General features: G+C 70.9%; 13 protein-coding genes. 6 read left to right on the forward strand and 7 right to left on the reverse strand.

Going from position 1 to position 13206, the window contains the following annotated elements:
• From MR1_RS16255 to MR1_RS16265, 3 genes are all read left to right on the forward strand, one after another.
• Positions 1-476: anti-sigma factor (locus MR1_RS16255; protein WP_067249337.1), on the forward strand; the 476-nt coding region annotated here is incomplete at its 5' end.
• Positions 477-534: 58 nt separating this feature from the next.
• A complete protein-coding gene (locus MR1_RS16260; RefSeq protein ID WP_067249341.1) occupies positions 535-1164 on the forward strand; it encodes a DNA-directed RNA polymerase subunit beta in 630 nt (209 codons plus the stop codon).
• Between the two features lie 406 nt (positions 1165-1570).
• Positions 1571-2455: an aminodeoxychorismate lyase gene (locus tag MR1_RS16265; protein ID WP_067249344.1), complete on the forward strand. Its 885-nt coding sequence runs from the start codon at positions 1571-1573 to the stop codon at positions 2453-2455.
• Between the two features lie 141 nt (positions 2456-2596).
• Here MR1_RS16265 and pstB read toward each other — a convergent pair whose 3' ends face one another.
• The 7 genes from pstB to MR1_RS16300 all read right to left on the reverse strand — a co-directional run bounded on the left by pstB (position 2597) and on the right by MR1_RS16300 (position 10824).
• A complete protein-coding gene (pstB, locus tag MR1_RS16270) occupies positions 2597-3376 on the reverse strand; it encodes a phosphate ABC transporter ATP-binding protein PstB (protein WP_067249345.1) in 780 nt (259 codons plus the stop codon).
• A 41-nt stretch (positions 3377-3417) separates the two neighbouring features.
• The gene (gene pstA, locus MR1_RS16275) at positions 3418-4518 is read right to left on the reverse strand and encodes a phosphate ABC transporter permease PstA (RefSeq protein ID WP_067249348.1); all 1101 of its coding nucleotides are present in this window, start codon (positions 4516-4518) and stop codon (positions 3418-3420) included.
• Between the two features lies 1 nt (position 4519).
• Complete coding sequence (gene pstC, locus MR1_RS16280; protein ID WP_067249350.1) at positions 4520-5470, reverse strand: phosphate ABC transporter permease subunit PstC; 951 nt, start codon at positions 5468-5470, stop codon at positions 4520-4522.
• Positions 5471-5579: 109 nt separating this feature from the next.
• Positions 5580-6698, reverse strand: coding sequence for a phosphate ABC transporter substrate-binding protein PstS (gene pstS / locus MR1_RS16285; RefSeq protein WP_067249353.1), 1119 nt, complete (start codon positions 6696-6698; stop codon positions 5580-5582).
• A gap of 241 nt (positions 6699-6939) precedes the next feature.
• Positions 6940-7893, reverse strand: coding sequence for an NUDIX hydrolase (locus MR1_RS16290; RefSeq protein WP_067249356.1), 954 nt, complete (start codon positions 7891-7893; stop codon positions 6940-6942).
• Complete coding sequence (locus tag MR1_RS16295; protein ID WP_067249366.1) at positions 7890-10064, reverse strand: RNA degradosome polyphosphate kinase; 2175 nt, start codon at positions 10062-10064, stop codon at positions 7890-7892. Before MR1_RS16295 ends, MR1_RS16290 begins: the two co-directional genes overlap by 4 nt.
• A 64-nt stretch (positions 10065-10128) precedes the next feature.
• Positions 10129-10824 (reverse strand): winged helix-turn-helix transcriptional regulator, encoded by a 696-nt coding sequence (locus MR1_RS16300; protein WP_067249360.1) that lies wholly within the window; start codon positions 10822-10824, stop codon positions 10129-10131.
• A gap of 54 nt (positions 10825-10878) precedes the next feature.
• Between MR1_RS16300 and MR1_RS16305 the strand changes: the two genes are divergently transcribed.
• The 3 genes from MR1_RS16305 to ygfZ form a co-directional block, all read left to right on the forward strand.
• Entirely contained in the window at positions 10879-11169 is a 291-nt protein-coding gene (locus MR1_RS16305; RefSeq protein WP_067249361.1) for a hypothetical protein, read from the forward strand.
• A gap of 348 nt (positions 11170-11517) precedes the next feature.
• Positions 11518-12135, forward strand: a complete 618-nt coding sequence (locus tag MR1_RS16310) for a nitrobindin family protein (protein ID WP_067249364.1) — start codon at positions 11518-11520, stop codon at positions 12133-12135.
• Positions 12107-13206, forward strand: a 1100-nt coding sequence (gene ygfZ, locus MR1_RS16315; RefSeq protein ID WP_067249370.1) for a CAF17-like 4Fe-4S cluster assembly/insertion protein YgfZ, incomplete at its 3' end; no start/stop codon positions are given. The genes MR1_RS16310 and ygfZ, both read left to right, overlap by 29 nt.

A 13206-nucleotide genomic window follows, 5' to 3' on the forward strand; every position in this document is an offset into this window, starting at 1 on the left:
CCGCCGGCGCCGACCGCCACCCGCGTCGCCGCTCGCGCCGACTGTTCGCGCTCGCGGCATCGGTGGCGCTGATCGCTGCCCTCGGCGTGGGGGCGGCAACGCTGCTGCCCGCGATCCTGCGTCCGGCCGCCGTCGTCGCGCTGGAGCAGATCGAGCAGGCTCCGGACGCCCGGCAGCGCACGGCGGAGGTGGCCCAGGGCGGCTCGGTGACGGCGCACTGGTCCTCCTCCCTCGGCCGGGCGGTGCTCGTGACGGAAGGGATGGCCGCGCTCCCGGACGACAAGGCGTACGAGCTCTGGTTCGTCCGCGGCGACGAGCCGATCTCCGCGGGACTCCTTTCGGCTCCGGACGGCACGGCGGCGCTGGAAGGAGCCTTCCGTGACGGCGACCTTCTCGCCATCACGGTCGAGCGGGCCGGCGGTTCCGCGACGGGCGCGCCGACCACGGATCCGATCGTCGCGATCCCCACGTCGTGAGGCACCGCGTTCCTCGGTTCCGGGCGGACGTCCGTCGTCGGGCGCGTACCCTGGACCGGTGCCTCAGGACTTCCACCGGCCCGTCCGCCGACCCAACGAGTCGTTCGACAACCTCGTCGGCGCGCACGATCCTGCCGAGAAGACCCGGATCGCGCACGCGACGGCCTCCGCCCTGCTCGCCCGGGTGCGCGCCGACGACAGCGGGGCCAGCGCGGAACGGCTGATCGCGTACGCGGATTCCCACGGCATCGACGAGATCGCGGAGCTGTGGTCCACGGCGACGTCCCGCTCTCTGCCGGGGGCGCTGTGGCGACTGTACGTCCTGCAGGCCTCCATCCACGGCGATCCCGCGACCAGCGCCCTGCTCTACGAGCGCGGCCGGACCGAGTTGTCCACGGTGGACGCCGTGGTGGCCGGTGCGCCGAGCCCCGCCGGGCCGGAGGAGCTCGTGGCGCTCATCGACACCATCCTCCGCGGCGCCTTCCGCGGGGACTTCGCCGTCGCGCTGGAGCGGGCGGCGGCGTTCTGCCGCATCCAGGCCTCCGGCGCGACGCACCTCGCCGACGACTACGAGGCGACCGAGCCCGAGCGGGCAGGCGGCCTCACGCGGCGCGCGCTGCGGCTGAGCGGCTACGCCCTCGACCTCGCAGCGTCGGCGGGGGCCTGGCGCCAAGGCATGCTGGCCTGACGCCGCCTGCTCCTGACGCCGCCTGCTCCTGTCGCCGCCTTCTCCTGACGCTGCCCTCCGGCGCGCGGGATCAGGCAAAAGCGTGGGATCAGGCCAGGGGTGTCCACGAGCGCCTGATCTCCCGCGTATGCCTGATCCGGCGCGCACGCGCTGCGCGTTGACGCGGGGCGCCCCTCGCACCGAGTCCATGCAGGGCGGTGGATACGAAAGGGCCGGGCCGCAAGAACGCCTCTCGGCGGAAGGCCGCTCGCAGCGGCAGAAGTTGGAGCCCGGGGTTATGCGGCCCGGCCATCACAGTGTAACGCGTCGGCCCAGAGAGTATTCCCGACGGCCGGTCTGGGGAACGGCTCCCGGATCGAGACGGCCGCTGACCGGTCCGAGACGGCCGCGCGCCTATGCTCGATCCATGGCCACCCGCTTCGCGCTCCTGATCGTCCCCGCCGACGCCGCCGAGGAGCGCGCGGACTTCTCCGATTCGTTCACCCCGGCCGATCCCTCGGCGCCCGCGCTGAGCGTGGGCGAGCTCAGCACCCAGCGCGGAGACGGCGTGTTCGAGTCGATCGGCGTCGTCGACGGGCATCCCCAGGAGACCGAGGCGCACGTGCAGCGCCTCGCCCACTCGGCGCGGCTGTGCGAGCTCCCGGAGCCGAACCTCGAGCAGTGGCGACAGGCGGTCGCCGTCGCGGCCGCGGAGTGCCCGCCGGGGGAGGCCGTGATCAAGCTCATCCTCAGCCGGGGAGTGGAGCACGGGCCGACGCCGACGGCCTGGGCGACCGTGACCCCGGCGGGGGACTTCTCCGCCGCGCGGACCCAGGGGGTCCGCGTCGTCACCCTGGATCGCGGATACGACATCGGCGCCGCCGAGCGGGCGCCGTGGCTGCTGCTCGGGGCCAAGACGCTCTCCTACGCGGTGAACATGGCGGCCCTCCGGGAGGCGCACCGGCGCGGGGCGGACGACGCCATCTTCCTCAGCAGCGACGGCTTCGTCCTCGAAGCGCCCACGGCGTCGCTCATCCTGCGCATCGGCGACCGCTTCGTCACCCCGGCACCGTCCGGCGGGATCCTGCACGGCACGACCCAGCTGAGCGTCTACGAGCACCTCGCCGGGCTCGGGCTCACCGCGGAGTACGCCCGGATCCCTGCGGCGGACCTGGTCGCGGCGGACGCGGCCTGGCTCGTCTCCAGCGTCCGGCTGGCCGCGCCGATCCGCGAGATCGACGGGCGGCCGCTCGCAGTGGACGCCCCCTTCACCGCCGCGCTCAACGCGTATCTCCTCTCGCCGCGCGACTGACCCGCGTCCGCCCGCCGACAGACGAGGAGTGGTCAGTTTCTGTGGGTTCAGCGCGCCTGAACCCACAGAAACTGACCACTCGACGCAGGTTCGCAGTCGCAGCCGCGGCCGGGGGTGCGGGCTGCGGAGGAGCGGTGCGGATCAGCCGAAGCGACCGGAGACGTAGTCCTCAGTGGCCTGCACGGACGGCGTCGTGAACATGGTCGCCGTGTCGTCGTACTCGATGAGCTTGCCGGGCTTGCCGGTGCCGGCGATGTTGAAGAACGCCGTCTTGTCGCTCACGCGCGACGCCTGCTGCATGTTGTGCGTCACGATCACGACCGTGTACTCGTTCTTCAGCTCGCCGATCAGCTCCTCGATCGCGTAGGTCGAGATCGGGTCGAGCGCGGAGCAGGGCTCGTCCATGAGGAGCACGTCCGGGGAGACGGCGATGGCCCGCGCGATGCACAGACGCTGCTGCTGGCCGCCGGAGAGGCCGGAACCGGGCTTGTCCAGACGATCCTTGACCTCGTTCCAGAGGTTCGCCCCCTGCAGCGACCGCTCGACGAGGGCGTCGGCGTCGCTCTTGGAGATGCGCTTGTTGTTCAGACGCACGCCGGCGAGGACGTTCTCCCGGATCGACATGGTGGGGAAGGGGTTCGGACGCTGGAAGACCATGCCCACCTGGCGGCGGACGCTCACGGGGTCCACGCCGGGTCCGTACAGTTCCTCGCCGTCGAGGCGCACCTCGCCCTCCACGCGCGCGCCCGGGATGACCTCGTGCATGCGGTTCAGCGTCCGCAGGAACGTGGACTTGCCGCAGCCGGAGGGGCCGATGAACGCGGTGACGCTGCGCGGCTCGATGTCGAGGGACACGCCCTCGACCGCGAGGAAGTCGCCGTAGTAGACGTTGAGGTTGTTGACTTCGATGCTCTTGGACACGGTGTTCCTTCTGGGAGTCGGAGGCGCTGGCGGATCGGGGCTCAGCGGCCGGTCTTGGGCGCGAAGAACTTCGCGACGAGGCGGGCGATGAGGTTCAGCACCATGACGATGATGATGAGGGTGAGGGCGGACGCCCAGGCGCGATCGACGTAGGCCTCGGCGGGGATGCCCTGGTAGGCGTACTGCGAGTACGTGAAGACCGGCAGGGTCTGCATGCGCCCGCTGAAGAGGTTGTAGTTCATCGCGTCGGTGAACCCGGCGGTGATGAGCAGCGGCGCGGTCTCGCCGATGACGCGCGAGATGGCGAGCATGACACCGGTCGTGATGCCCGCGATCGAGGTGGGGAGCACGACCTTGAGGATCGTCAGCCACTTCGGCACGCCGAGGGCGTACGAGGCCTCGCGCAGCTCGTTCGGCACCAGGCGCAGCATCTCCTCGCTGGAGCGGACGACGACGGGGATCATGAGCACGGCGAGGGCGACGGACCCCATGATGCCCATCCGCACGCCGGGTCCGAAGATGAGCGCGAACAGGGCGTACGCGAACAGGCCCGCGACGATCGAGGGGATGCCGGTCATGACGTCCACGAGGAACGTGATCGCCCGGGCCATCCGTCCGCCCTGGCCGTACTCGACCAGGTACACGGCGGTCATCAGGCCGATCGGCACCGAGATCAGCGTAGCGGCGAGCGTGACCAGGAGCGTGCCCATGATGGCGTGCAGGCCGCCGCCGCCCTCGCCGATCGCGCCGCGCATCGACATGCTGAAGAAGTCCGCGTCGAAGCGGGCGATGCCGTTCGCGACCACCGTCCAGGCCACGGAGACCAGCGGCACCATCGCGATCGCGAAGGCCGCCGTCACGACGCCGGTGATGAGCCGGTCGGTGGCCTTGCGGCCGTCCTCGACGATGCGGGAGAGGACGTAGATGAGCACGAGGTAGACGACCGCGCCGAGGATCAGGGTCCCGGCGAGGTTGAACTCGGAGCCCGAGCTGATGCTCGCGATCCCGAACGGGGCGGCGACGATCGCCAGGGAGCCGACCAGCAGCGCCCAGGGGGCCCAGCGGGGGAGATGGCCGGAGCTCAGCGAGGTCGCGGTGCGGGCCAGGGTCCCGCGGGCGGTGTCGGGGGCAGTGAGGGTCATGTCAGTTCGCTCCCGAGAATTCCTTGCGGCGGTTCACGATCCAGCGTGCGATCGCGTTCACCGCGAAGGTGACGATGAAGAGGATGAGGCCCGTCGCGATCAGGATGTTGATGTTCACCTTGTACGCCTCGGGGAAGGTGAGGGCGATGTTCGCGGCGATCGTGGACGGGTTCGTCGAGGTGAAGAGCTGGAAGGTGACGGCGCCGCTCACGGACAGGACCATGGCCACGGCCATCGTCTCGCCGAGCGCGCGGCCGAGCCCGAGCATGGAGGCCGAGACGATGCCGGAGCGGCCGAACGGCAGCACGGCCATCCGCACCATCTCCCAGCGGGTGGCCCCGAGCGCCAGGGCGGCCTCCTCGTGCAGACGCGGGGTCTGCAGGAAGATCTCGCGGCAGATCGCGGTGATGATCGGCACGACCATGACGGCGAGCACGATCGCCGCGGTGAAGATGGTGCGCCCGGTCTTGGACAGCTCGCCCGAGAACAGCGGGAACCACCCGGCGTGGGCGTTGAGCCAGCCGTACACCGGCTGCGCCGCGGGAGCGAGGACGAGGATGCCCCAGAGCCCGAAGACGACGGAGGGCACCGCGGCCAGCAGGTCGACGATGTAGCCGAGGCCCTGCGCGAGCCGGCGCGGCGCGTAGTGGGTGATGAAGAGGGCGACGCCGATGGAGAGCGGCACGGCCATGAGAAGGGCCAGGAAGGCGGCCCAGACGGTCCCGAACAGCAGCGGGCCGACGTACTGCCAGAAGTTCCCCCGGAGCACCGATGCGGTCTCGGGAGTGGCGCTGAAGGCGGGGATCGACTGGACGACGAGGAAGATCGCGACCGCGGCGAGCGTGATCATGATCATGGATCCGGCGGCCACCGCGGTCCCGGAGAACCAGATGTCGCCGGCGCGCCGCTTGGCGACGATCCGCTGCGGAGCCTGCGCCGGGGAGGCTGTCATGGGTGCTGCTTCCTGTTCGGTGTGATCGGGCGTGCCGGAGGAGTCAGGGGAGGTGCGGGACATGGGACGGTCTCCGGGATGCGTGCGCACCCCGGAGACCGTCCGCGTCTCACTTGATGAGGTCGATCGCGGCCTGCGACTGGCTGCGCAGGTCGTCCGAGATCGGGGCGCTGCCGGCGTTGGCGGCGGCGGCGTCCTGGCCCTCGGCGCTGATCGCGGTGCTGAAGAAGGCCTTCGTCAGCGCGGCGATGTTCTCGTCCTCGTACTGCGTGCAGCCGATGAGGTAGCTGACCAGGAGCACGGGGTACGCGCCCTTGGCGGTGGTGGTGCGGTCGATCTCGAACGCCAGGTCGCCCTCGGAGCGGCCCTCTTCGATCTTGGAGGCGTCCAGGGTCGCGGCGGCGCCGGCGGCCGAGTGCTCGACGAACTCGTCGCCGACCTTGACCTTCACCGAGGAGAAGCCCTCGGCCTGGGAGGAGTCGATGTAGCCGATCAGGCCCTGGCCGCCCTTGACGGCGTTGGCGACACCGGAGGTCTTCTCCGCGGCCTCGCCGCCGAGCTCGGCCGGCCACTCCTCGACGGAGCCCGCCGTCCACACGTCGCCCGCGGTCTGCGAGAGGTAGTCGGTGAAGTTGCCGGTGGTGCCGGACTTGTCGGAGCGGTGCACCGGCGAGATGGTCTCGTCCGGAAGCGTGACGCCCTCGTTGGTGGCGGCGATGGCCGGGTCGTTCCACTTGGTGATCTTGCCGGCGAAGATGCCCGCGATCGTCTGCGGGTCCATGTTCAGCGAGTCGATGCCGTCGAGCGAGAAGACGATGGCGATCGGGGAGATGTAGGCCGGGATCTCGACGATCTCGGAGTCCGCGGCGCAGGCCTCGAAGCCGCCGGCCGAGATCTCGTCGATCTTGAACGCGCGGTCGGAGCCGGCGAAGTTGACGGCGCCCTGCTGGAAGGACTCGCGGCCCGCGCCGGAGCCGGCCGGGTCGTACTCGACGGTGGCGTCGGCGTTGGTCTTCTGGAACTCTGCGGTCCAGGACTGGATCGCGACCTGCTGCGAGGAGGCGCCGGAGCCGACGAGGTTGCCGGTGAGCGCGGACGCGCCGTCGGACGGAGCGGTGGTGGAGCCGCCGTCGCCGCCGGCGGGGGCCTCGTTCGCGGCGCAGCCGGCGAGGGCCAGCGCGGCGATGGCGCCGATGGCGCTGATTCGAGCGATTCGGGAGATCTTCACTGTGGATCCGTTCGATCGTGGAATGGGTGGGGCCCGGTGCAGGGCACACAGTGACGTTAGGAGCGCCGGTTAACGAGACTCTCCCGCGGGGGTAAACGGAAGGTGAACGGATCGGGGCCGGTCGGCGCTCGCCGAGGCGTCCCCGGCACGTCTCGGCGGAGGGGTATCGAGGCGCTGTGCTCCGCAAGGATGGCGCCGCCACCCTCTGACCGACGATCGACCGTGCGCGGAGCGGGGAGGGTCAGGCCTTGGGGGCGTGGGTCTCGATCGAGATGATCCCGGAGCCCGGGTTGGTCGCCGACAGATGGACGACGCTGAACGCCGCCACCTCCAGCGCGGCGGCGCTGGAGAGGTACGACCCGGACGGGGTGCCGGTCGCGAGGGCGACCTCGCGCAGCAGGTCGGGCAGCACCGGACCGTGGCTGCACAGGACGGCGGGCTTTCCCGCGCGGACGCGTCGGCCGACGACCGTGCGCGGATCGGCCCGCCCCTCTTCCCAGGCGTCCTGGCTGATGAGCTCCGTCTTGACGCTCTTGATCCCCAGGGCGCGGGCCAGGGGCCGCACGGTACGGCGGCAGCGGACCGCGTCGCTCGTGACGATCTTGCGGACGCCGAAGGCCCGGAGCGGGCCCACGATCGCCTCCGCCTGCGCCTGACCCCGCGGTGTGAGCGGGCGGGAGGCATCCGTCCCCTCCCAGTCCGAGCGCGGCTGGGCCTTGGCGTGCCGCAGCACGATCACAGGGAAGGTCTCCCGGATCCCGTCCTCCACGAGTCCCTCGAACGCATCGAGGATCTCCACGTCGACGGGGTAGCTGAGCGCCTTGCGGGCCTTCTTCAGGCTCATCCACTCGATCGCCGCGATCTCGCGGTTCGGCACGAAGGCGGAGGCCCGGATCGCCTCCTCGGTGGCCTCCGCGGCCCAGTAGTGCACGACCTTCTGCTTGCGGTTCGCCATCCGGTACCGGGAGACGCCCACCGGCACGCCGAGCGCGACGCGGATCCCGGTCTCCTCGAAGATCTCGCGGACGGCGGTCTCCGCGAGCATCTCGCCGGGATCCACCTTTCCTTTCGGGAGGGTGACGTCGCGGTACTTGGTGCGGTGGATGAGCAGGACGCGTAGCTTCCCGTCCACGATCCGCCACACCAGCCCGCCGGCGGCGTAGACGGCGTGACTCTCCGAGCGCGCTGAGCTCATCGGGCCGCCCGCGGGCGGCGACGACGCTGGATCTGCAGCATGGTCTTATCCTGCAGGTCCGTCAGCGCCACGCCGTCCGCGTCCACGGAGTGGCGCGTCCACAGTCCGCCCTCGCCCAGGTGCCAGGAGGAGGTCGTCGAGGCCATCGCGGTGTCGAAGAACGACAGCAGTTCCTTGACGTGCGCCGGCGCGGCGACCCGGACCAGCGCCTCGACGCGTCGGTCGAGGTTGCGGTGCATCATGTCGGCGCTGCCGATGTACACCTGCGGGTCTCCGTCGTTGTCGAACGCGAAGATCCGCGAGTGCTCCAGGTATCGGCCGAGGATGCTTCGCACCGTGATGTTGTCGCTCACGCCCGGCAGATCCGTGCGGATGCTGCAGATGCCGCGGACCCAGACCTCGACCTTCACCCCGGCGATGCTCGCGCGGTACAGGGCGTCGATGATCTGCTCGTCGACCATCGAGTTGACCTTGATGCGGATCCGCGCGGGCTTGCCGGCCAACGCCTGCTGGCGTTCCTTCTCGATGTGACGCAGCAGCCCCTTGCGCAGGTGCAGCGGCGCGACCAGGAGCCGCTTGAACTTCTTCTCGATCGCGTAGCCGGACAGCTCGTTGAACAGGCGGGTGAGGTCTTTGCCGACCTGCGGATCCGCGGTGAACAGTCCCAGGTCCTCGTAGAGCCGGCTCGTCTTGGGGTTGTAGTTGCCGGTCCCGACGTGCGAGTAGTGGCGGAGCGTGCCCTCCTCCTGGCGGATCACGAGGGCGAGCTTGCAGTGCGTCTTGAGGCCGACGAGCCCGTAGACGACGTGCACCCCCGCCTTCTCCAGCTTTCGCGCCCACACGATGTTGTTCGCCTCGTCGAAGCGCGCCTTCACCTCGACGAGGGCGAGGACCTGCTTGCCGGCCTCGGCCGCGTCGATCAGCGCCTGCACGATGGGGCTGTCGCCGGACGTGCGATAGAGGGTCTGTTTGATCGCGAGCACGTGCGGGTCCCGTGCGGCCTGCTCCAGGAACGCCTGCACGCTCGTCGCGAAGGACTCGTACGGGTGGTGCACCAGCACGTCCGCCTTGCGGATCGCCTTGAAGATGTCGGCGCGCTCGTTGTTGTCCCCCGGCTGGAACGCCACGGCCGTCGTCGGCAGGTGCGGCGGGTAGTGCAGGTCGGGCCGGTCGATCTTGGACAGGTCGAAGAGGCCGCGCAGATCCAGCGGCACCGGGAGGCGATAGACCTCCTGGTCCGTGATGTCCAGCTCCTTCAGGAGGAGGTCGAGGGTCACGTCGTCCATGTCGTCCGTGATCTCGAGGCGGATCGGCGGACCGAAACGGCGCCGCAGCAGCTCCGCCTCCAGCGCCTGGATCAGGTTCTCCGACTCGTCCTCCTCGATCTCCACGTCCTCGTTGCGGGTCAGGCGGAAGGCGTGGTGGTCGAGCACCTCCATCCCGGGGAAGAGGTCTCCGAGGTGATTCGCGATCAGCTCCTCCAGGCGGATGAACCGCAACGCGCCGCCTCCGCCTCCTCCGCGCACCTCGACGAAACGCGGAAGCATCGGCGGCACCTTGAGCCGGGCGAAGTCCTGCCTCCCGGTGCGCGCGTTGCGGATCCGGATCGCGAGGTTCAGGGAGAGGCCGGAGATGTAGGGGAACGGGTGGGCCGGGTCGACGGCCAGCGGCATGAGGACCGGGAAGACGTTCGACTGGAAGTACTCCGTCAGGCCGGCCTGCTCGTCGCTGCTGAGCTCCTCCCAGTCGGCGATCTCGATGCCGGCGTCGGCGAGGGAGGGGCGGACCGACGTGGTCCACGCCTCCGCGTGACGCAGCTGCAGGCGGTGCGCCTCCGCGGAGATGTCCGCGAGGACGTCGGCCGGCGCACGGCCGACGTTCGTCGGCACGGCCAGCCCGGTCACGATGCGGCGCTTGAGCCCGGCGACGCGGACCATGAAGAACTCGTCGAGGTTGCTGGCGAAGATCGCGAGGAAGTTGGCCCGCTCGAGCACCGGCAGGGTCTCGTCCTCGGCCAGCTCCAGCACCCGCTGGTTGAACGCGAGCCAGCTGAGCTCGCGGTCGAGGTATCGATCGTCGGGGAGGAGGTCGTCGGTGGTGTCGAGGATCGCGTCGAAGTCGTCGTCCTCCGCGTCGCCGAGGCCAGAGTCTGCCAGTACCGGATCGATCATGGGGTACATCTAATCACCGCTGTGTGACGGGCGAGTGAACGCGGCGACGCCGGGTGACTCCGGCTCAGCCGGTGCCGCTCTCCACGGTGCGCTGCTCGCCCTCCTCCTCGACGTTGAACCGGTATCCGACGTTTCGGACCGTGCCGATGATCTGCTCCTGGTCGCCGAGCTTCGCCCGCAGGCGCCGCACGTGGACGTCCACCGTCCTGGTCCCCCCGAAGTAGTCGTACCCCCAGACCTCGCTGAGCAGCTGCTCGCGGGTGAAGACGCGCGACGGGTGCGTCGCCAGGAAGTGCAGGAGCTGGAACTCCTTGTAGGTGAGGTCGAGGGGACGACCGTGGAGCTTGGCCGAGTAGGACTGCTCATCGATCGTGACGCCGGAGGCCTGCACCCGCACCGGCTCCTCGGGGCCGTGCCCTCGGGAGAGGACGAGACGCACGCGCGCGTCGATCTCGGCGGGCCCCGCCGTCGCGAGCACGACGTCGTCGATGCCCCAGTCGCCGTTGACGACGCCCAGGCCGCCCTCGGTGACGACGAGGAGGAGGGGAGCGCGCAGCCCCGTCGCGCGGATGAGCGTGCACAGCGACTTCGCGGCGACGAGGTCGGCTCGGGCGTCCACGACGACGACGTCGGCCTCGGGGGCGGTCACCAGTTCCGCGGGCTGGGCGGGGATGGTGCGCACGCGGTGGCTCAGCAGTTCCAGGGCGGGCAGGACCGGCTCCGCGGAGGGAGACGGGGTCAAGACCAGGAGGAGCGCCACACAGTACCTTTCGTGCGCACCATGATAGCCGCGGGGATGGGGGACAATGGGGGCATGTCGGAACCCGTCCTCGCACCGCGCCGCCCGATCTGGGGCCTGGCCGCGACGTGGGCGGTCGGCGCCGTCGCTGCGATCCTGGTCGGGGTGTTCGCCCCGCGCGACGCGACGATGACGTGGTTCATGATCGGGTTCGGTGCCTGCATCCTGTTCTCGTTCGCCGCCCAGCTCCTGCGCGGCGTGACCCGCGGGTTCATCCTCCGCGCCGCCACCGGCGCCCTCGGCGCGCTGCTGGTGATGGGGGTCGTGTCGGTCGGCTTCGCCATCGGGTCGCTCTTCGCCCTCTGACGGCGAACCGCGACCGCGCCTCGTCAGGCGACCGCGCTGGATCAGGCATCCTGTGCGCGATCCCGCCTGTTCTGGCGCGTTCGCCTGTTCTCGCGCGAGAAGAACGCGGGAGAAGAGGCGGAGAGGGACGAGAGAAGAGTGCGAGAAGAGCGGGAGAAGAGCGGGAGAAGGTACAGTGGAGGTATGGACTTCGTCGCGCTCGAGCTCTTCTTCGTGGGTCTGCTGGGTCTGGCGACCCTCGCGATCGCCTACTGTGCGGGCGTCGTCCTCGTGAACCTCTTCCGCGGCCAGCGCTGACGCGCGTCGCCCCCCGGTCGTCCGCCGCCCGCGCGGAACAGGAGCGTGCCCATGCTTGATCTCCCCACCGGACTCCCCGCGGACATCGGGCCGCTGTCGTGGCTGCTCGGCGTCTGGGAGGGCACCGGCGTCATCGACTACGACGCCGCAGGCGTCCGCTACACCGGCGAGTTCCGCCACCGCGTGAGCTTCAGCCACGACGGCGGACCCTTCCTCAACTACGCGGCCACCGCGGCGTTCCTGCCCGAGGACGCCGCCCCCGTGCCCCTCGTCGCCGAGACCGGCTTCTGGCGGCTGTCCCGCCCGGACGACGAGGCGGACGCCGGACCGGGCCTGCTCCCGCCGGCCTGGGCCGTCGGCACGAGCGGCCCCGCCCCGGCTCCGCGCACCGCCGAGGACGTCGAGGCGCTGCGCACCCCCGCAGGCTTCGCGATCGAGGTCTCGCTCGCCCATTCCGACGGGACGATGGAGCTCTATCTCGGCACCGCGAACGGTCCGCGGATCGACATCGCCACGGACGCCGTCGTGCGCCCGGCCGGCGCGCGCGCGTACACCGCCGCCTCCCGGATGTACGGCCTCGTGGACGGGCACCTGCTGTGGGCCTGGGACGTCGCCGCGCTGGGCTCCGAACTGCGCTCGCATGCGTCGGCACGACTGGCGAAGGTGTAAGACGATCGTGGACGCCTTCTCGGCACTCGCCTCGGCCGTCCTCGACGACGGCCTCGTCACACACCTCGGCGATCCCGTGCGCGAACAGCGCGCTCTGATCGCCGGTACAGCGCTCAGCCCGCTCGGCGACCGCACCGTCGTGGAGCTGCGCGGGAACGACCGGCTCACCTGGCTCGACTCGATCACCTCGCAATCCGTGGCGCGTCTGGCCCCGGGGGAGAGCACCGAGCTCCTCGTGCTCGACCCGCAGGGACGGGTCGAGCACGCGGCCGCGATCTTCGACGACGGGGTGTCCGCCTGGCTGATCGCCGATGCCGCCGACGCCGAGGGACTCGCCGCCTGGCTCTCGCGCATGGTCTTCCGCGCCGACGTGACCGTCGCCCTCCATCCCGAGCTCGCCGTGATCGGGTTCTTCGCCGGCGGCCCGGCGGAGCAGACCGCGCAGCGCGCGGCCGCCGCCCCGGCCGGGACCCCGGTGATCTGGGCGGATCCGTGGCCTCACGTGCGACCGGGCGGGCACCAGTACCACCGGGGCGAGGCCCACCCGGGCGCCGACTTCCACTGGCGCGCCGCCGTGGTGGATGCCGACGCCGCGGCCGCGCTGGTCGCGGACCCGGAGATCGTGTGGGCCGGATCCCTCGCCGCCGAGGCATTGCGCGTGGCCGCGTGGCGGCCGCGGTGGGCGCGCGAGGTGGACGAGCGGTCCCTTCCGCATGAGACGGACTGGATCCGCAGCGCCGTGCACCTCGACAAGGGGTGCTACCGCGGACAGGAGACGGTCGCGAAGGTGCACAACCTCGGGCATCCTCCCCGTCGCCTCGCGGCACTGCACCTCGACGGCAGCGACGATCTGCTTCCTGCGCCGGGATCCCCGGTGCTCGCGGGTGAGGAGGAGGTCGGTCACGTCACGTCCGTCGCGCGACACCACGAGCTGGGCCCGATCGCCCTGGCCGTCCTCGCCCGCCGTGCGCCGGTCGGCGACCTCGTCGTGCGCACCCCGGACGGAGACGTCGCCGCCGCGCAGGAGGTCATCGTCCCGGCCGACGCGGGCGCGACCGCGGACGTGCCCCG

This window comes from Microbacterium resistens NBRC 103078 (assembly GCF_001552355.1).
In the GTDB taxonomy this organism is placed as follows: domain Bacteria; phylum Actinomycetota; class Actinomycetes; order Actinomycetales; family Microbacteriaceae; genus Microbacterium; species Microbacterium resistens.